The sequence below is a fragment of the Streptomyces caeruleatus genome, assembly GCF_001514235.1.
GTDB classification, from domain to species: domain Bacteria; phylum Actinomycetota; class Actinomycetes; order Streptomycetales; family Streptomycetaceae; genus Streptomyces; species Streptomyces caeruleatus.
Genome location: NZ_KQ948928.1, coordinates 431328 through 449822 on the forward strand (window position 1 = coordinate 431328; position 18495 = coordinate 449822).

Annotated in this window: 16 protein-coding genes and 1 pseudogene; 6 read left to right on the plus strand and 11 right to left on the minus strand. The window is 70.7% G+C overall.

The features are described 5' to 3' along the window. Positions 1 to 10 precede the first annotated feature (10 nt). A complete protein-coding gene (locus tag AQJ67_RS17375) occupies positions 11 to 1297 on the minus strand; it encodes a ferredoxin reductase family protein (RefSeq protein ID WP_062719678.1) in 1287 nt (428 codons plus the stop codon). Positions 1298 to 1502: 205 nt separating this feature from the next. Between AQJ67_RS17375 and AQJ67_RS17380 the strand changes: the two genes are divergently transcribed. The 5 genes from AQJ67_RS17380 (at position 1503) to AQJ67_RS17400 (ending at position 6260) form a co-directional block, all read left to right on the plus strand. Further along, the gene (locus AQJ67_RS17380) at positions 1503 to 2192 is read left to right on the plus strand and encodes a response regulator transcription factor (protein WP_079056003.1); all 690 of its coding nucleotides are present in this window, start codon (positions 1503 to 1505) and stop codon (positions 2190 to 2192) included. Further along, positions 2189 to 3664 carry a sensor histidine kinase gene (locus AQJ67_RS17385; protein ID WP_062719680.1) on the plus strand — a complete coding sequence of 492 codons (1476 nt, stop codon included), beginning with the start codon at positions 2189 to 2191 and terminating at the stop codon, positions 3662 to 3664. Before AQJ67_RS17380 ends, AQJ67_RS17385 begins: the two co-directional genes overlap by 4 nt. Before the next feature lie 72 nt (positions 3665 to 3736). Then, positions 3737 to 4909: an ABC transporter ATP-binding protein gene (locus AQJ67_RS17390; RefSeq protein ID WP_062719681.1), complete on the plus strand. Its 1173-nt coding sequence runs from the start codon at positions 3737 to 3739 to the stop codon at positions 4907 to 4909. Further along, positions 4906 to 5595, plus strand: a complete 690-nt coding sequence (locus tag AQJ67_RS17395; RefSeq protein WP_062719682.1) for an ABC transporter permease — start codon at positions 4906 to 4908, stop codon at positions 5593 to 5595. The genes AQJ67_RS17390 and AQJ67_RS17395 overlap by 4 nt, the downstream gene beginning before the upstream one ends. Then, positions 5592 to 6260 (plus strand): ABC transporter permease, encoded by a 669-nt coding sequence (locus AQJ67_RS17400; protein WP_062719683.1) that lies wholly within the window; start codon positions 5592 to 5594, stop codon positions 6258 to 6260. Before AQJ67_RS17395 ends, AQJ67_RS17400 begins: the two co-directional genes overlap by 4 nt. Positions 6261 to 6552: 292 nt before the next feature. Here AQJ67_RS17400 and AQJ67_RS17405 read toward each other — a convergent pair whose 3' ends face one another. The 4 genes and pseudogenes from AQJ67_RS17405 to AQJ67_RS17420 all read right to left on the minus strand — a co-directional run bounded on the left by AQJ67_RS17405 (position 6553) and on the right by AQJ67_RS17420 (position 10527). Further along, positions 6553 to 7134, minus strand: coding sequence for a GTP-binding protein (locus tag AQJ67_RS17405; RefSeq protein WP_062719684.1), 582 nt, complete (start codon positions 7132 to 7134; stop codon positions 6553 to 6555). Then, positions 7121 to 7565: pseudogene (locus AQJ67_RS17410) on the minus strand (DUF742 domain-containing protein). Before AQJ67_RS17410 ends, AQJ67_RS17405 begins: the two are co-directional and overlap by 14 nt. A 23-nt stretch (positions 7566 to 7588) precedes the next feature. Further along, positions 7589 to 8065, minus strand: a complete 477-nt coding sequence (locus tag AQJ67_RS17415) for a roadblock/LC7 domain-containing protein (RefSeq protein ID WP_062719686.1) — start codon at positions 8063 to 8065, stop codon at positions 7589 to 7591. After that, positions 8062 to 10527, minus strand: coding sequence for a sensor histidine kinase (locus AQJ67_RS17420; protein WP_079056004.1), 2466 nt, complete (start codon positions 10525 to 10527; stop codon positions 8062 to 8064). The genes AQJ67_RS17415 and AQJ67_RS17420 overlap by 4 nt, the downstream gene beginning before the upstream one ends. Before the next feature lie 307 nt (positions 10528 to 10834). On the opposite strand from AQJ67_RS17420, the gene AQJ67_RS17425 reads away from it, so the two are divergent. Continuing rightward, entirely contained in the window at positions 10835 to 11791 is a 957-nt protein-coding gene (locus AQJ67_RS17425; protein ID WP_062719688.1) for an ABC transporter substrate-binding protein, read from the plus strand. A gap of 70 nt (positions 11792 to 11861) precedes the next feature. Here AQJ67_RS17425 and AQJ67_RS17430 read toward each other — a convergent pair whose 3' ends face one another. The 6 genes from AQJ67_RS17430 to AQJ67_RS17455 form a co-directional block, all read right to left on the minus strand. Then, positions 11862 to 13241, minus strand: coding sequence for a glycoside hydrolase family 43 protein (locus tag AQJ67_RS17430; protein ID WP_062719690.1), 1380 nt, complete (start codon positions 13239 to 13241; stop codon positions 11862 to 11864). A 130-nt stretch (positions 13242 to 13371) separates the two neighbouring features. After that, positions 13372 to 13959, minus strand: a complete 588-nt coding sequence (locus AQJ67_RS17435; RefSeq protein WP_062719692.1) for a GTP-binding protein — start codon at positions 13957 to 13959, stop codon at positions 13372 to 13374. Beyond that, positions 13946 to 14305, minus strand: a complete 360-nt coding sequence (locus AQJ67_RS17440; protein ID WP_062720085.1) for a DUF742 domain-containing protein — start codon at positions 14303 to 14305, stop codon at positions 13946 to 13948. Before AQJ67_RS17440 ends, AQJ67_RS17435 begins: the two co-directional genes overlap by 14 nt. Before the next feature lies 1 nt (position 14306). Further along, entirely contained in the window at positions 14307 to 14726 is a 420-nt protein-coding gene (locus tag AQJ67_RS17445; RefSeq protein WP_048586515.1) for a roadblock/LC7 domain-containing protein, read from the minus strand. Between the two features lie 11 nt (positions 14727 to 14737). Then, positions 14738 to 17128, minus strand: a complete 2391-nt coding sequence (locus AQJ67_RS17450) for a sensor histidine kinase (protein ID WP_062719694.1) — start codon at positions 17126 to 17128, stop codon at positions 14738 to 14740. A 194-nt stretch (positions 17129 to 17322) separates the two neighbouring features. After that, positions 17323 to 18318 carry a substrate-binding domain-containing protein gene (locus AQJ67_RS17455; protein WP_062719695.1) on the minus strand — a complete coding sequence of 332 codons (996 nt, stop codon included), beginning with the start codon at positions 18316 to 18318 and terminating at the stop codon, positions 17323 to 17325. Positions 18319 to 18495: the final 177 nt, after the last annotated feature.

An 18495-nucleotide genomic window follows, 5' to 3' on the forward strand; every position in this document is an offset into this window, starting at 1 on the left:
CCCGTCCCTCTCAGCCGGCCAGGCTGAAACGCTCGAAGTGGACCTGCTGCTTGGGCACGCCCACCTCGCGCAGGCTGCCGATCAACGCGTTCATCATGGGCGGCGGGCCGCACAGGAACACGTCCCGGTCGGTGATGTCCGGCACCAGTCGCGTCAGCTCCGCCGGGGCCAGCTGGTCCGGGACGGGCGGCCCGGTCACCAGGTGCAGCTCGGCGCCCTTGGCGTGGGCGAGCTCCGCCAGCTCGCCGTACAGGACGGCGTCCCGGTCCGTGGCGACCCGGTAGATCACGACCGCGTGGCCGTGCAGCTCCTCCAGCAGCGCCCGGATCGGGGTGACGCCGACGCCGCCCGCGATGAGCACGGCCTCCGGCCGGGTGCGGTGCATCGTGGTGAAGGCGCCGTAGGGGCCCTCGGCGAAGACGCGCGTGCCCACCTTGAGATGCCTCAGGCCCGCCGAACCGGCACCGGCCGCCTTGGCGGTGAGCCGCAGCTGGTTGCCGTCGGGCGCGGCCGACAGGGAGAACGGGTTGGCCTGCCACCAGCGGTCCTTCGTCAGGAACCGCCACAGGAAGAACTGGCCGGCGCGTGCCGGAAGCTTGTCCAGGTCACGGCCGGTGACATAGACGGAGACCACGTTGTCGGACTCGGCGACCACGGCGGAGACGCGCAACTGGTGGCGCCAGTTCCGCCACAGCGGGAGGACCAGCCGGCCGCCGAAGACGGAGGCGAGGGCCACACCCCACACCCCGTACCAGTACGCCGTGGCCACGGAGGACGAGGTGAAGGACGTACCGACCGCGACCTGGTGCGTGAACGCCAGGACCACCGCGACGTAGGTGTACAGGTGGATGAAGTGCCACGTCTCGTACGCCAGCCGGCGCCGCGCGAACCGGGCCGACACCACACCGATCACGATGATGATCCCCAGCGCGACGACGGCACGCAGCACGCCCTCGACCGTCTCGGCGAGGTCGATCAGCTGGTTCACCGGGTCGAGCGAGGACGACTCGGCGTAGCCGAAGGTGATGAACACGGCGTGCGCGAGGAGGGCCCACAGGACGCTGAAGCCGGTCCAGCGGTGCCAGGAGGTCAGCCGGTCCATGCCGATCCGGCGGTCGAGCCAGGGCAGCCGAGCCACCAGCAGCAGCTGGAACGCCATGAGGAGCGCGCCGAACAGGCCGGTGAGGCGGCCGAGCACGATGAGGGTGTTCGAGGCGAAACCCGCGGCGAAGAAGAAGTAGAGGACCACGGCCACGTTCGCGGCGAGCAGGGCGTACAGACCCGTGCGGGCGACCACCCTGGGGCGTATCGCCGTGGGGGGCGCAGGGGGCGATTGGACGGTCGTCGTCACGTCGACAGCTCCTTGATCTCGTCTGTGGATACCGAGCTTGTCCGGCCGCAGCTGTCAAAAAGCTGTCGTACATCTTTCAAGTGTTTATCGATGTGGTCGCGGTGCCCGACCCGCACCCGAGCGGCGGTGTTCGGTGCCGCACTATGAACGGGTGGAGAAAGTACGCCTTCTGGTCGTGGACGACGACCCGCCCATCGCCGACCTCGTCGCGACGGTCGCCCGCTACGAGGGCTGGCAGGCGATCACCGCGAACTCCGGCGAGGAGGCGCTGCGGCTGGCCGCCGAGTTCCATCCGGACATCGTGGTGCTGGACCTGATGCTGCCCGATCTGGACGGATTCGGCGTCCTGGACCGGCTGCGCGGCGCCGGGACGATGGTGCCCGTGGTGTTCCTCACCGCCCGCGACGGGGTCGCCGACCGGGTGGCCGGGCTGACCCGGGGAGGCGACGACTACCTGGTGAAACCGTTCGCCGTGGAGGAGCTGATGGCCCGGCTGCGGACCGTGCTGCGGCGCAGCGCCGGGCCCGGCTTCCAGCGTTCCGTCCTTCGGGTGGCCGACCTGATGATGGACGAGGACACTCGCGAGGTCCGCCGCGGCGACAAACTGCTCACGCTCACCCCGACCGAGTACGAGGTGCTGCGCTACCTCATGCGCAAGTCACCGACCGTGCTCACCAAGGCGCAGATCCTCGACCACGTGTGGGAGTACGGCTTCGGCGGCCGCTCCAACGTCGTCGAGCTGGTCGTCAGCCGACTGCGCCGCAAGCTCGACGACACCGGCACCCCGCTGATCCACACCGTGCGGGGCTTCGGGTACGTGATCCGGCAGGCGGCCGAGTGATCGGGCGGCTGCGGCGGACCTACCGCCGGCTGCGGCTCGGCACCCGGCTCGCACTGGGCCTCGGCGTGCTCTCCCTGGTCGTCTTCGGAGTCGTCGGCACCGCCCTGACGACGTACATGCGCGACTACCTGTCGGCCCAGCTGGACACCCAGCTCGCGCAGGGCCAGATCGCCCAGTCCAAGAGCATCGCGGACTACGGCACGCTGACCGGCAAGAAGTACTACAGCTGGTTCTACGCCGTGTACGACGTGGCCGACGGCACGCCCGAGCTGCGCAGGCCCGAGGACCCCGCCGACCTGCCGGAGGACGTCGACGACTTCACCGCGCTCGCCCGGGCGCAGAGCACCGCGCACACCGAGCTGCTGCGCACCGAGCACCTGCGGGGCAACGGCGAGTACCGGTTGCGCGCGTGCGAGGTCGAGCCCGGGGTGGTGCTGGTCAGCGCCGCGCCCATGGACGACATCGAGGACACCGTGGGCCAGCTGATCGCCATCCAGGCGGTCACCTTCGGACTGGCGCTGATGACCCTCGTGGTGGCCGGGCGGGGCATGCTGCGGCGCGGACTGAAGCCGCTGAGCGACATGGCGCACACCGCCCGCGGGATCACCTCGCACGATCTGACGGACTCGGCGCGACTGCCGGTCCGGCACGACAAGCGCAGCGGCGGCCCCGAGGTCGAGGAGCTGCGCACCGCCTTCAACACCATGCTGGAGCACATCGACGACTCCCTCGCGGTGCGCGCGGAGGCGGAACAGCGGCTGCGCCGCTTCGTGGCGGACGCCTCGCACGAGCTGCGTACCCCGCTGATGTCGGTACGGGGCTACGCCGACCTGTTCCAGTACGCCGCCGCCAACGCCCCCGAGGAGCGGGACAAGCACCTGGCCCGGCTGCGCGCCGAGGCCGCCCGGATGGGCTTCCTCCTGGACGACCTGCTGCTGCTCGCCCGTCTGGACGCCGCCGAGGTGGAGACACCGCTGCGGCTGCGGGAGGCAGACCTCGTCGAACTCGTCGAACAGGCGGCGGACGCGTTCCGGGTCACCCACGCCGACCACCCGCTGACGCTGGCCCCCGGCCCCGGTTCCCTGAAGCTGGTCCTGGACGCTCAGCGCATCCGCCAGGTCCTGGACAACCTGCTCACCAACGCCGCCATGCACACCCCGGCCGGCACGCAGGTCTCGGTGGCGGTGTCGATGGTGAACGGCGCCGCCCAGGCCCGGATCGCCGACGCCGGTCCCGGCATCCCGCCCGCCGACCGGGCCCGTGTCTTCGACCGCTTCTACCGCGTCGACAAGGCCCGCAGCCGCGACCGGGGCGGTAGCGGCCTGGGTCTGGCGGTCGCCCAGTCACTGGTCCGGGCCCACGGCGGCCGTATCGACCTGACCAGCGAGCCGGGCGCGACGGTGTTCACGGTGACGATTCCGCTGACCGGAGCGGCTCCTTGGGGCCACAAACCCGCAACACAACACGTCTAGACTCTTCCAACGGCCCGGCGCCCGTGGTCAGAAGCGGGCGAAACCTGTCAAACCCGAAGGGTATTCGGCGTTTTGATACGCATAGACTCAGTCACCAAGCGATACCCGGACGGCACGGTGGCGGTCGATCGCCTCTCGTTGGAGATACCCGACCGCTCGATCACCGTTCTCGTGGGGCCGTCGGGCTGCGGGAAGACGACCACCCTGCGGATGATCAACCGGATGGTCGAGCCCAGTGAGGGCACCATCCTCATCGACGGCGTCGACAGCCGGCAGCAGCCGGTCAACACGCTGCGCCGGTCCATGGGATACGTCATCCAGAACGCCGGTCTCTTCCAGCACCGCACGATCCTCGACAACATCGCCACCGTGCCCCGCATGCTGGGGTGGGGCAAGGAGAAGTCCCGGGCCAGGGCACGGGAGCTGATGGAACGGGTCGGCCTCGACGGCACGCTCGCCAAGCGGTACCCGTACCAGCTCTCCGGCGGCCAGCAGCAGCGCGTCGGTGTGGCGCGGGCGCTCGCGGCGGACCCGCCGGTGCTGCTGATGGACGAGCCGTTCTCGGCCGTCGACCCCGTGGTGCGCAAGGGACTGCAGGACGAACTCCTGCGGATCCAGGACGAGTTGGGCAAGACCATCGTCTTCGTCACCCATGACATCGACGAGGCCGTCAAGCTCGGCACGACCGTCGCCGTGCTGCGCACCGGCGGCAAGCTCGCCCAGTTCGCGCCGCCCGCCGAGCTGCTGTCCCGGCCGGCCGACGACTTCGTGGAGGACTTCCTCGGCGCCGACCGCGGTATCCGGAGGCTGTCGTTCTTCCCGGCGGCGGGCCTGGAGCTGCTGACCACCCCGGTCGTGGCCGTGGACGCCACCGCCGAGCGGATCGCCGAGGCCGGCGCCGCCGACACCCCGTACCTCCTCGTCACCGACGCCGACGGCAGGCCCCTCGGCTGGAGCGAGCCGCGGGACCTCACCGCCGGGGCGATCACGGCCGACCGACTCCTGCCGTACGGGCGCCCGTTCGTCGCCGGCACCGACTCGCTGCGGTCCGCCCTCGACTGTGCCGTGCTCTCGCCCACCGGATGGGCCGTCGCCGTGGACGCGTCGGGCCGGGCCACCGGGGTCGTCTCGCAGCAGGTCATCGCAGAGGCGATCAGGGGCGCGCACGCACGCATCGGTGCGGACGCGGCGCGGGACGCGGACACCGAGCCCGACGACGGCAAGGCCCGGAAGGTCGCGCCATGAGCGAACTCTTCGACCTGCCCAGCGACCTCCAGAACAGCTACCTCGGACTGGTTGGCCTGCACCTGCGCGAGGCCCTGATCCCGGTGCTCGTCGGGCTCCTCGTCGCCCTGCCCGTCGCTCAGCTGTGTGTGCGCGTGCGCTGGCTGTACGCGCCCGTGCTGTGGGTGACGACCGTGCTGTACGCGATTCCCTCGCTCGCCTTCTTCGTCATCCTCATCGACTACACCGGCCTCAGCGAGCTCACGGTGATGATCCCGCTCGCCGTCTACAGCCTGGTGGTGCTCGTCCCCGCGATCGTGGACGGCGTCCGGTCGGTGCCGCAGGAGACGCTGGCCGCCGCCACCGCCATGGGCTTCGGGCCCGTACGGCGCTATGTCCAGGTGCAGTTGCCGATCGCGGCGCCCGCGATCATCGCCGGGCTGCGGGTGGCGTCCGTGTCGAGTGTCTCCCTCGTCAGCGTCGGCATGCTGATCGGCAACGAGGGCGCCCTCGGCAACCTGCTCAACAGCGGCCTGACCTACAACCAGCCCCGCCTGATCTGGCTCTCCGTCGTGGGCACGGCCGTCCTCGCGCTCCTCGTCGACGCCGCGCTGATCGGCCTCCGCGTCCTGCTGACGCCCTGGATGCCGCGCGCCACCCGCAGGAACAAGGTCCGCGCACTCACCGTGAAGGAGGCCGTCCGGTGAACGTCCTGAGCTTCATCAACTCCTTCTTCAGCGACAACGCCCACTGGCAGGGCTACGACGGCATCCCGACCCGCGTCGGCGAGCACATCCAGTACACGCTGATGGCCCTCGGCATCGCCGCCGCCGTCGGCCTGCCGGTCGGCCTGCTCACCGGCCACACCGGGCGCGGCGGCAACACCCTCGCCCTCATCGCCACCTCGGCCCGTGCGCTGCCCAGCTTCGGCCTGATGGTGCTGATGTTCATCCTGCTGGGCCTCGGCATGGCCCCCGTGATGATCCCGCTGGTCGTACTCGCCATCCCGCCCATCCTCGTCACCACCTACGAGGCGATGCGCTCCGTCGACCCCGCCCCGGTGGACGCCGCCCGCGGCATGGGCATGGCCGAGACCGCGGTCCTCTTCCGCGTCGAACTCCCCGTCGCCCTCCCGCTGATCCTCAGCGGCCTGCGCTCGGCGGCCATCCAGATCGTCTCCACGGCCACCATCGCCGCCTACGTCAGCTTCGGCGGCCTCGGCCGCTACATCATCGACGGCCTCTACCAGCGCGACTACGAGAAGGTCGTCGGCGGCGCCACGCTGGTCGCCGCCATGGCCCTGGCGACGCTGGGGTTGTTCTGGGCGGTGGCACGGATCACGGTGTCGCCGGGGGTGCGCAGGCAGAACTAGGGCCTGTCGTTTGGATCAGGCTGGCTGAGAGAGACAGCGCCTTTCAGTCAAGCCGAGCGGGGCGTGGTGCGTGCAGCTGCAAGGCGGAGGAGGGCGTCGACGCGGAGCGTCGGCAACCGACGACAACGCCGCAGATGCGCGTGCCACGCCCCGCGACGCCGGCATGATCCAAACGACAGGCCCTAGCGGAGTGGCAACGCCCTGAGAGGAGCGGGGCCGTATCGACAGGCAGCCCCGCCGGCGTGGGCGCGACCGGCACCCACCCACCCGCCCGCAGCGCACCACGGCCACATCAGCGGGGCGCCTCCGTACGGGCCAGCGCCAGTTCCAGTACGACCAGCAGGGCGTCCCGGACCGAACCCCGCTCCCGGGCGTCGAAGACGACGACCGGGACGCCTTCGGTGACGTCGAGGGCCCAGCGGATCTCCTCCAGGGTGTGCTCGACCTTGCCGTCGAAGGCGTTGGCGGCCACCGCGAAGGGGATGCCCCGGTGCTCGAAGTAGTCGACGGCGGCGTAGCAGTCGTCGAGGCGGCGGGTGTCGACGATGACGAGTCCGCCGACGGCGCCTTCGACGATGTCGTCCCACATGAACCCGAACCGCTCCTGTCCGGGCGTGCCGAACAGGTACAGCTTCAGGGTGGGGTCGATGGTGAGGCAGCCGAAGTCCATGGCCACGGTGGTCGTGGTCTTCAGCGGGGTGTGCGTGAGGTCGTCCACGCCCGCCGCGACCTCCGTGATGGCGGCCTCGGTGGTCAGCGGCTCGATCTCGGAGATCGAACCCACGGCGGTGGTCTTGCCCACGCCGAAGCCGCCCGCGATCACCATCTTGACCGGTAGCGGTGGTCGTACGGTGGCAGGTTCAGTCGTCGTCACGGAGTGACCCCTCGTGAGTCGGGGATGGCGCGCAGGCCGTCGATGACCCTGCGCAGTACGGATGCGTCGTGGACGGCGCCGGAGTCGGGCACGTGCACCGTCAACTGCCCCGCGGCGCGCAGGTCCTCGGCGAGGACGCGCACCACGTTCAGGTGCAGCCGCAGCCGGGCCGCGATCTCCGCGATGGACTGCGGCAACCGGCAGACGGCGACGATGTCGTGCCGCTCGAAGACCAGCCGGTCGAGCGCGTCGATTCCCTCGGTGGTGGCCACCACCTGCGTCTCGACCGGCATCGACCGACCGTCGGCATCTCCCACCACCCGCCCGGCGGTCACGAGGAACGGCCGCACGGCGGAGGCGGGGCCGACCGGGTCCGGCTGCCCGTCGGGCTCCGGGCCGGCCGCGGCCGGTGGTGGGATGCCGTCCGCCATGGCGGTGTCCGTCCTTCCCGGCGTCAGCGGGCCGACGCGGCGCCGACGCTGTTCTTCAGCTCCAGCACGAGCTGCGGACTGAGGGAGGAGCCGGCGCGGTTGGCGAACACGGTCATCTCGTAGGCGATGTTGCCCAGCTTGGCCTCCTTGTCGGTGACCACGCCGAGGACGGCGCCGCTGCCGATCGCGGAGACCAGGACGTGACCGCCCTCCAGGTCGATGATGACCTTGTTGAGGCCGCCGAGGCCGTAGTTGCCGGAGGCGCCGGCGGCCAGGCTGGTGATGCCGGAGACGATCGCGGCGAGCCGCTCGGAGTCGGCGTGCTCACGCAGCTCGGACACGGCGATGAGCAGGCCGTCCGACGAGACGGCGATGGCGTCCACCACACCGGCCGTCTCCTTCGCGAACCGATTCAGCAGCCAGGTGAAGTCGGCTGCGGCGGCCTGAAGTTCGGCCGGGGTGGAGCCTCCCACCGGGGTGCCACCTGTCGACGTGCTCACTGCTCCGCTCCTTCCGGGGAGTCGTTCTGGTCCTGCTCATGGGGGGTTGTGGTCGTGACGGGGGCGGGGTGTTCCCCGGTGTCGCCGGACCGGCTGTCGCGGTGCGCGCGTTCCACGCCGGCCTCGAACTCGTCGAGCGCGGCCCGCACCGCCTCCGCGTCGAGCGTCGGCGCCTCCTGCCGCAGCGGCGACTGCCGTTCGGAAGGATCGGCGGTCGTCCGCAGGGTCGCGCCGCGGACACGGCGACGCAGGGGCCGGGTCGCGGCCACGGCCGGTTCCGGCTGGTCGGCGCGGGCATGGTCGACGGGCGCCGGGTCACGGTGCGCGACGCGCCGGGGCAGCGGCCGCAGGGCGTCACCGTCACCGTCCGGCCGTACGGCGTCCGCCGGCACCGCGGCCGAGGGCCGGGGCCCCACGGCGGGGGCCGAGGGCGTCCTGGTCGTGGGCGGCGCGGCGGCCGGTGTGGTGGCGGCGGCGACCGCTGCCAGGGCCGCCGTGGCGGCCGACCCCGTCGTGCTTCCCGTCACCAGCAGCGACGACGGCACCGTCACCTCGGCCGTCACACCGCCGCCCGGCGTCCGTGACAGCGTGACCGTGATGTCCCAGCGGCGCGCCAGCGTGCCGACCACGAACAGGCCGAGGACCTTCGTCGGTACGACGTCCAGTCGCTCGCGGCGGATCAGGCGCGCGTTCTCCTCGTCGAGGCGGTCGGGCGTCATGCCGAGGCCGTGGTCGGTGACGACGACCACCGCGTCGTCGCCGGAGGCCGCCACGCTCACCTCGACCGGGCTGTCCTCCGGCGAGAACGACACCGCGTTCTCCACCAGTTCGGCCACCATCAGCGTCAGGTCGCCGATGACCTCCGGCTCCACCACGGCCTCGGTCCGGGCGCGCAGCTCCACGCGCTGGTAGCCCTCGATCTGACCGAGCGCGGCGCGTACGACGGTGGTGAGCGGGCTGGGGCCGGAGTCGAGGACCGCCTCGTGGATGCCGGCGAGCAGCATCAGGCTGTCGGCGTTGCGGCGCAGCCGGACCGCGATGTGGTCGATGGAGTAGAGCCGCTCCAGCAGGGCGGGATCCCTCTCGCCCCGCTCCACCACGTCGATCAGGGACAGCTGGCGTGTGGTCAGGTTGCTGACCCTGCGGCCCACGTTGCCGAACATCTCGGCGACGTTGCGCCGGCTGAGCACCTGCCGCTCCAGCAGCGCGGCCGCTGTCGTCTGCACCCGGTTGAAGGTCGCGGCGAGTTCACCGATCTCGTCGCGCGCGGTGACCGGCACCTCGGCCAGCCGGGGCGGGCCGTCGTCCTCGGCGTCGTCGTCGGCCACCCGGGCCAGCTCGCGCTCGGCGACCACGGCGACCTGCCTGGCCGCGCCCGTGAGGGCCTGCACCGGACGGACCACCGAACGGCGGACCAGCATGGCGAGGACCAGCCAGACGGCGAAGCCGAACAGGGCGAGCCCCAGCAGCAGGAGCGCGCGCCACGCCGCCGTGTCGGAGGCGCTCTGCGCCTCGTCGGCGATCTGCCCGATGAGCGAGGTGGTGATCGCCAGCCGGGTCCTGGCCTGCTCGCGGTAGGCGCCGTAGGAGTCGAGCGCCTCGGCAAGCGACCTGCGGATCTCGGCGGGCGAGTCGGCCTGCACCGCGCCCGGGTCGATCTGCAGCTCGGAGTACTGCCGGCTGATGGTGGCCTGCGCCCGGGTGTACCTGATCCCTTCGAGGGTGTCGGCCTGTGCCTCGGTGGCGAACCGGGCGAACCGTTCGGCCTGGTGGGTGTACTCGTCGTAGGCGCCGATCGCGCCGATGAACTCGATCAGCGCGTTGGAGTCGCCCGTCGACGCGGAGAACACGCCGGTCTCGAAGGCGCTGTGGGCGGCACCCGCGCGCAGCAGCGAGTCCAGCATGCTGCCGGTGAAGGAGGTCGCGAGATCGGGGTTGCGGTCCAGGCCGAGGCCGTCGATCAGCCCCTGGGCGGCGTGCGTGTAGGCCGGGTCGATGTTGCTGGCGGGCAGATAGCCCAGCTCGACGGTGTCCCGCAGGCTGCTCAGGCCCTCGACCCCGCGCAGGGCCTGCGCCTCGGTCTCGGGAAGCCGCTCCCCGAACGCGTCGCGCACCCGCTGGACCTGGGAGTCCACGCTGGACTGCGCCGTGCGGTAGGCGGCGGACGAGGGCTCGCTGTCCCCGGCGGCCTCGTGCCGTACGGAGAGCAGGATCGCCTGCTGGTGCTCGGCGGCCAGCCGGTCCACGAGGGTCGCGACCTCGACGCTCTCGCGGACCAGCCGGGCGGCGTCCGCGGCGTCGCGCGACTGCGCGGTCTGGTCGGCGATGAGATAGGCCAGCAGGGCCGCGACCACCGTCAGCGGCACGCCGACCAGGAGGTTGAGTTTGCGCCGGAACGGCCAGCGGTCGGCGAAGCCACGTATACGACGCGGACGGGGCACGCCCACTTCATCAGTGGCCACCCTGCCTCCTTCGTGGGCGTCACACGGCGCGCGAAGGGTCGCACATGACCGGTGTTGATCGAGTATGAAACGGCTTTCTGCCGGGGACGGTACCGCCCCTGGGTCTCCGTGACCGGAACTGTACGTCAAGAATCCATTACGACCCCCTGCACCCCAACCGTCCCTCCTTCACATCGGAGCGCAACTGCCCGTTACCTTCCGATTTTTGAGGCCAATCGGTGACCTGGCCACACTTGACTGACCGAGAACCGGCTGGATTGGATCAGTGGAAGAGCTCTCCCAACCCCCTGAATCCGGAACGGGAATCGTGACTTTCACCGCCACACGCAGCAGGTCCCTCAGGAACCGTCCCGGCGCGGCCGCCGTCACCCTCGCCGCCACGGCGGCGCTGCTGGCGGGATGTTCCTCCTCCGACGACAAGTCCGACCCGCTCGCCGGGGACAAGCCGAGCGGCGACACCGTCGTCGTCGGCTCCAACAACTTCCCCGAGAGCACCCTGCTGGCCGACATCTACGGCGAGGCGCTCAAGGCCAAGGGCATCGAGGTCAGCTACCAGCCCAACATCGGCAGCCGCGAGGTGACCTACGGTCAGCTGCGCAACGGCTCCGTCACCGTGCTGCCGGAGTACAACGGCTCGCTGCTGGCCTACCTCGACCCCAAGGCGGAGCAGAAGTCCTCGGACGCCGTGAACGCCGCGGTGAAGACCAAGCTGGACGCGAAGCTGACGCTGCTGGAGTCGTCGCCCGCCGAGAACAAGGACTCCGTCGCCCTCAACGCGGAGACCGCGAAGAAGTACGACCTGACCTCCGACTCCACTCTCGAGGACCTCAAGGGCATCGCCCCGGACCTGGTGATCGGCGGCTCGCCCGAGTTCCAGACCCGCCAGCAGGGCCTGAAGGGCCTGGAGTCCGAGTACGGCCTGGAGTTCAAGTCCTTCAAGGCGCTGGACGCGGGCGGCCCGCTGACCCGGGCTGCGCTGACGAAGAACACCGTGCAGGCCGCGGACGTCTTCACCACCGACCCGAGCATCACCAAGGAGGGCTTCGTCGTCCTGAAGGACCCGAAGAACCTCTTCGGCTTCGCCCAGGTGACCCCGCTGGTCTACAAGAGCGGCCTCTCCCAGGAGGGCGTCGACGCGCTCAACGCGGTCTCGGCCAAGCTGGACACCAAGACGCTCCTCGACCTGGACACCCAGGTGCAGCTGGAGAACAAGGACCCGCTGGACGTCGCCAAGGCCTGGCTGAAGTCGGCCGGTCTGGGCTGACACACGGCGGATCCGGCGGACTTGCGCGGGGTTGTGACGGGCTGCCGTCACAACCCCGCTGTGCTGTCGCTCAGTAGCCGACCTGGAAGGTGGCGTCCTGGCGTTCGGTGGCCGTCGATATCGGGTCGATGCGCAGGGCGTAGTCGGCGTGCCTGATGTAGCGGGTCGGGTTGTTGTAGGAGCGGAACGACGCCCAGGAGGCGTCCGCGAGCCCGGCCGTGCGGGAGAAGGTGGCGTCCCCGGCGAAGGTCGACGTGCCGTCGTTCTCGTCCAGGCGCAGGGCGTAGTTGTAGTGCCGCAGATAGCGGGCCGGGTAGTTGACCGACTGGAAGGAGACGCCGGAGGAGTCGGCGAGCCCCGGCACCAGCTTCCACTGCGAGTCGGGGAACGGGTCGAAGGGGTAGGCGTCGATCCGGCCGGCGAAGCCGCTGTGGCGGACGTAGCGCCCCGGGTAGTTGTAGGACTTCAGCCGGTTCCAGGCGGGGGCGCCCCACTTGGCGAGCAGGTTGTCGTACTCGGTCGACGTGATCGGGTGGATGCCGCAGTGCTTGGAGTTGAGCGGCTGCGTGTAGAGCTTCTGGTCCAGGGCCGTCCAGGTGCCGGCGGCCAGATCGGTCGTCTGCCAGACGTAGAAGACGCCGTTCGGTGTGTACGTGTCGCCCCACAGGTACCAGTTGTTGCCGGTCAGGGACTTGACCACCGTGGGCGCCTCGGTGCCGCCGTGGTTCACGGCCGTGCTGAACGGGGTGAAGCTGCCCGGGTTCAGGCTCGTGGAGCGGGCGCCGACCAGGGTGCCGTTCCGCTTGAAGTAGAGGTAGTTGACGCCGTTCACCCCGACGGTGAGGTTGCCGTCGATGACGTCGTAGCCGGGGTCGAAGAAGACCTGCGGGCTGGTCGTCGTACGGAAGTCGGTGGTGTAGCTGACCATGATGACGTTGTGGCCGCTGCTGTTCACCGACGAGTAGAGGATGCCGTACTGGCCGCGTGAGGCGTCCCAGAAGGCCTCCGGCGCCCAGCTGTGCGTGCCCGTCATCTCGTGCAGCTTCAGCAGCCGGTAGCCCGTGAAGGTGCGCAGGTCGGTGGAGTCCCAGACGTGGATGTAGACGCTGTTGCGGGTCCAGTCCGTGCCGCTGAGGTCGGTCGCGAGGACGACGAACGTGCCGTCCTGCTTGCGCAGCAGGAACGGGTCGCGCAGACCGCCGGCGCCGAGGGTGGGGGTGGCGACCGGGTTGTTCTGGTTGAGCGGCGTCCAGCGCAGCCCGTCGGTGCTGACGGCCAGGTGGAGGTTGTAGTCCGCCTCCAGCATGGTGTTGGACTCGGTGAAGTACACCATCGCGTACGCCGAGTCGGCGGCGTGGGCGGTTCCGGCACCGAGGGCCAGCGCACCGGTGGCGGCGAGCGGGACGGTGGCGGCCATGCCGAGGAAGTGTCTGCGTGAGGGGTTGATCATGCGGCTCTCCTGGTCGATATCTCGAACACAGTTCGGTGAATCGACCAGAAAGTAGGTAAGGGTGGAGAGCGCGTCAATCACAGGGGCACCCTTGGCGGTTTTCCGCCACCCGGACAAGCCCGCCCCCGGCTCAACTCGCCTCGCGGGCACCCGCGATCAACTGGTCGATCAGAGCGATCAGTACGTCACGGCTCGACTCCCGCTCCCGCGCGTCGCACAGCAGCACCCGCACATGCTCCGGGAGTGCCAGGGCGTCCCTGATCTCCTCGGCCGGGTACGGGTGCGCGCCGTGGAAGCCGTTGACGCCGACGACGAACGGGATGCCCCGGCGCTCGAAGAAGTCGATCGCCGCGAAGCTGGACTCCGGCCGGCGGACGTCGACCAGGACGACCGCCCCGAGCGCGCCGATCGCCAGGTCGTTCCACATGAACCAGAACCGCTGCTGCCCGGGCGTACCGAACAGGTACAGCACCAGCTCCCGGCTGATGGTGATCCGGCCGAAGTCCAGGGCCACCGTGGTGGCCCGCTTCTCCTCGATGCCGTTGAGGTCGTCGATGCCCAGCCCCGCGGCCGTCAGGGACTCCTCGGTGCGCAGCGGGGCGATCTCGCTGACCGACCCGACCATGGTGGTCTTGCCGACGCCGAAGCCGCCGGCGATGAGTATCTTGACCGTGTCGGGAGGCGCGACCGCCTCCAGGGCGGTGTCAGAGCCGGCCAAGGCCGTCCCTCACTTTCTGCAGCAGGTCCAGGTCCGGGGTGCGGGGGGTGACGGGGTGCGGCGGGTGCACGGTGATCAGACCCGCCTCCAGCAGATCGCAGAGCATGATGGCGACCACGCTCACCGGAAGGTCGAGACGGGCCGCGAGCTCCGCCACCGCGAGCGGCCGGGCGCAGTACCGCAGGATCCGTGTCTGCTCCGGCTGTAGCCGCGGCGCCCGCTCCGGCGGCGGATCCACCGCCGTCACCGTCGTGATCAGGGTGAAGTCGGTGCGGCTGGGCCGGGTCCGGCCGCCGGTCAGTGTGAAGGGACGTACCAGCCGGCCGGCCGTATCGTCTCCGCTCACCTCACGCGCCAGGGCCGACATGGGCCCGCGGTGCCGCCGAGAGATGCTCGCCGATCTTCTTCACCAGCATGTTCATCTGGTACGCCACCACACCGACGTCCGCGCCCTGGTTGGTGAGGACGACGAGATGGGCGCCGGGGCCGGCCGAGGTCAGGATCAGATAGCTGTTGGCCATCTCGATCAGCGCCTGACGCACCGGCCCGCCTCTGAAGTCCAGGCTGACGCCCTTGCTGAGACTCATCAGCCCGGACGCCGTCGCCGCCAGCCGCTCGGCGTCGTCGCGCAGGAACCCGGTGGACTTGCTCACCACCAGACCGTCCTCGGAGAGCACGACGGCATGGTTGACGTCGGCGACCCGCTCCACGAGTCCGGTGAGCAACTGATCGAGCTGGGTGTCCGTGGCGGGGGTGGGGCGTGTCATGGCGATGTCCTTCATGAACGGTCGGCGGGCGGAGTGGAGGACGTGGGGGAGGAGGCGGAACGGGCCGGGCCGGCCGCGGACGGCCCCTCGCCGGCACCGTCGTCACGCGCCCCCCGAGTGGCCGGGACCCGCTGGTCCTCGGCCTTGGGCGCGTGCGGGGCCTCATGGTCGCTTTCGTCGCGGGCCTGGAGCGTCCCCCGCTGGAAACAGGCGAGGGAGGAGGCGGCGCGTTCGGCGGTGAAGTCGTCAGGGTGGTCCTCCTCCTGGACGGAGGGGGTCTCCTCACGCAGCTCGGCGGCCAAGCTGGTCTGCGGCACCCGCCGGGGGAGGGGCGAGAGGCCGTCACGGGCCACTGACGCGGCGGTCGGCTCGGACGCCGTACGGGCCGGCACCACCGGACGGGACTCCCGTACGGGCTCCTCCGGTTCGGCCGCCCCCGCGTGCTCCACCTCGTCCCCATCCGGGGCGGCCACCTCCCGCACCACGACGTCGTGCGGGATCAGCACGATCGCCGTCGTGCCGCCGTACGGCGACGAGCGCAGCGTGACCGCGATGCCGTGCCGCTGCGCGAGCCGCGCGATCACGAACATGCCGAGCCTCAGGTCGTCGGCGAGCGCCACCACGTCGAACTGCGGGGGCTCGGCCAACTGGGCGTTGAACGAGGCGTAGTCCTCCTCGGACAGCCCGAGGCCACGGTCCTCGACCTCCACGGCCAGCCCCTTGGCCACCATCGCGGCCCGCACGGTGACCGGCGCGGGCGCGGGGGAGTACAGGGTGGCGTTCTCGATCAGCTCGGCCAGCAGATGGATCACGTCCGCCACGGCGGGCGGCGCGAGATGCACCTCCTCCTCGGTGTGCACCTCCACCCGCTGGTACTCGGCGACCTCGCCGACGGCACTGCGCAGGATGTCGATCAGCGCGACCGGCTCGCTCCAGCTGCGGCCGGGCCGCTCGCCGCTGATGATGACGAGGTTCTCCTCGTAGCGGCGCAACTGGCTGGCGGTGGAGTCCAGTTCGTAGAGCCCCTTGAGGACCTCGGGGTCCTGGTGCGCGCGCTCCAGCGCGTCCAGCTTGGTGAGCTGGAGATTGACCAGGTTCTGGCTCTGCCGGGCGATGCCCAGGATGACCTTCTGGAAGCCGCGCCGGGTGTCGGCCAGTTCCACGGCCGTGTGCACGGCGGTGCGCTGCGCGGTGTTGAACGCCTCGGCGACCTGGCCGAGTTCGTCATGGCCGTAGTCCAGCGGCGGCGTCGCCAGCTCCACGTCGACCGTCTCGCCCCGCTCCAGCCGGGCCACCACGTCCGGCAGCCGGTCCTGCGCCAGACCGAGCGTCGCCTCGCGCAGGCCGCGCAGCCGCCGGGACAGCGAGCGCGTGATCCGCCAGGACATCCCCACGCACAGCAGCAGCGCGACCAGACCGCCCGCGCTCAGCGACGCCGCCTTGATCAGCAGACCGCGCGCCTCGTCGCCGCTGCGCTGGAGCAGCGCGGTCGTCTGCTGCCGGATCAGCACCTCGTACTCGTCGGAGACCTTGACCAGCGCGGCCCGCCACTCCTTCTGCGCGTCCGGGACGGCGATGTCCCCCTCGGCACCCGCCGCCGCCCGGGCCGCGAGCACCCGGTCCTCGACCCTCTCCAGGGTCCGCCACTGCGGGCTCGCCAGGATCCGCTCGGTCTCCGCCTTCGCGTTGCCGGTGAGCGAGGGCAGGATCTGGTCGCCGACCAGCCACCGCCGCGTGTTCACCAGCTCGGCGAACTCGGTCCACGTCTTCTCGTCCATCTTCTTGGACGGCGACGCCAGCGTCAGCAGCGCGTCCTCCCGGGACACCAGCTCGGCCGCGTGCTCCAGCGACACGAGCGGGCCCGCCTGCGAGGTCAGGTCGCCGTCGTCGACCTGGGAGAGCTCCTGGAAGGCGTGGATCTGGTCGTCGATGATCGACGTGTACTGGCCCAGCGCCTGCACCGCGGGGATGTCGGTGGGGTTGTCCACCTGCCCCCGGTAGTACTCCAGGCTGCCCACGGACGCCACGACCGAGTACAGCCGGTCCTTGATCCGCGAGGGCTCCTGCTGGATCTCCTCCGACTGCGCCAGCAGCTTCGCGACCGCCTTGTCGGTCCTGCCGCGCTGCGCCTCCAGCGCGGTGCGCGCCTCCTCCTGCCGCGAGGCCAGCCATACGGCCGAGTAGCTGCGCTCCTGCTGCAACGCGAGCGTGGCCTCGGTGCCCATGGCCCCGGTCGACCTGCTCAGCCCGGTCTGCGACCGCAGTCGCAGCCCCTCCGAGAACATCTGGATCGTCGTCACGCTCCAGACGGCGGCGAGCGTGACGCTGGGCACCAGCGCCAGGAGGATCAGGGAGAGACGGATGGAGCCGAGGCGGCGCCGGGGACCTGTCCGTGGAGACATTGTCGTCCTAGGGCGATCAGCGGGGGGGGGAGGAGGAGGAGGGGAGCGGGGTGGGAAAGGAAGGGGGACGAGGGCGGGGGGTGGCCGCGTGTCCGGGATGTCACAGGGGGGTGCGCAGGATGCTATCCGTACAAGTGAGCGTACGCGTCACGCGTGACCGAATCTCTGGCGACACCGTCCGGGGAACTGTCCGGTCAGCGGGTTCCGTTGGCGGCGAACTCCGCGACCGAGGCGACGTTCGCCTTGGTGACGAACGCCGGCCCGGTCAGGACGGGCGCCTCGCCGCCGCCGAGCGTGTTGCCGTTCGTCCGGTGGAGCCACAGCGAGTCCACCGCGAGATAGCCCTGGAGATACGGCTGCTGGTCCACCGCGAACTGCACGTCGCCGTCCTGGACCGCCTTGACCAGGTCCTCGTTGAGGTCGAACGTCGAGACATGGGCCTTGCTGCCGGCCTCCTGGGCCGACTTCACCGCGGCCAGCGCGAACTGCGCGCCGTTCGTGACGACTTCGTCGAAGCTCGGGTCCTGGGAGAGCCGCGCCGCGATGGTGGCGGTGACCGCGTCCATGTCGGTGCCGTCCACGTAGAGGTTCTCGGTCTCGCCGCCGAACGCCTTCTTCACGCCCGCACAGCGCGCCTCCAGGGCGACGTTGCCGCGCTCGTGGATGACGCACAGGGCGTGCTTGACCTTGAGGCCGTCCAGCTTGTCGCCGACGGCCCGGCCCGCGACGCTCTCGTCCTGGCCGAAGTACCCGAGGAGTCCCGCCGACTGCCACTCGTCCATACCGGAGTTGAGACCGACCACGGGTATGCCCGCCGCCCGCGCCTCGGCGACCGGACCGGCCATCGCCGTCGGCTTGGCCAGGGTCACCGCGATGCCGTCCACCTTCTGCCGGATCGCGTCCCGCATCAACTCGGCCTGGCCCGCGGGCTCGGAGTCGTTCGCGTACGCCAGCTCGATCTTGTCCTTGGCGGCCGCCGCCTGGGCGCCCTTCTGCACCAGCTCCCAGAAGTCGTCCCCCTCGCCGCCGTGCGTGATGAGGGCGACCTTCAGCCGAGCGGTGCCCGCCGAGTCCGCGCCCGACGCGTCGTCGGTCGCGCCGACGGCCGAGCAGCCGGCCAGCAGCAGACAGGCCGCGGCCGTGACGGCCGCGGCGCGAGTGAGAGTGAAGGAGGGGGGTGGGGTCTTCATGAGGGTGCGGCACCTCGCTGTGCGGCCGAGCCGGAGGAACGAACGAGAGCGCGGCCGGAGTCGAACGAGGAGGTCCCCGACCTGGTGAACTCTCGTTGTGGCGGAGCCAATCGCGTGTGACCACCGGTAGTCAAGTGTGCAACCACGCGGTGTGAGTCGTTGCTGCCACATCGTGAT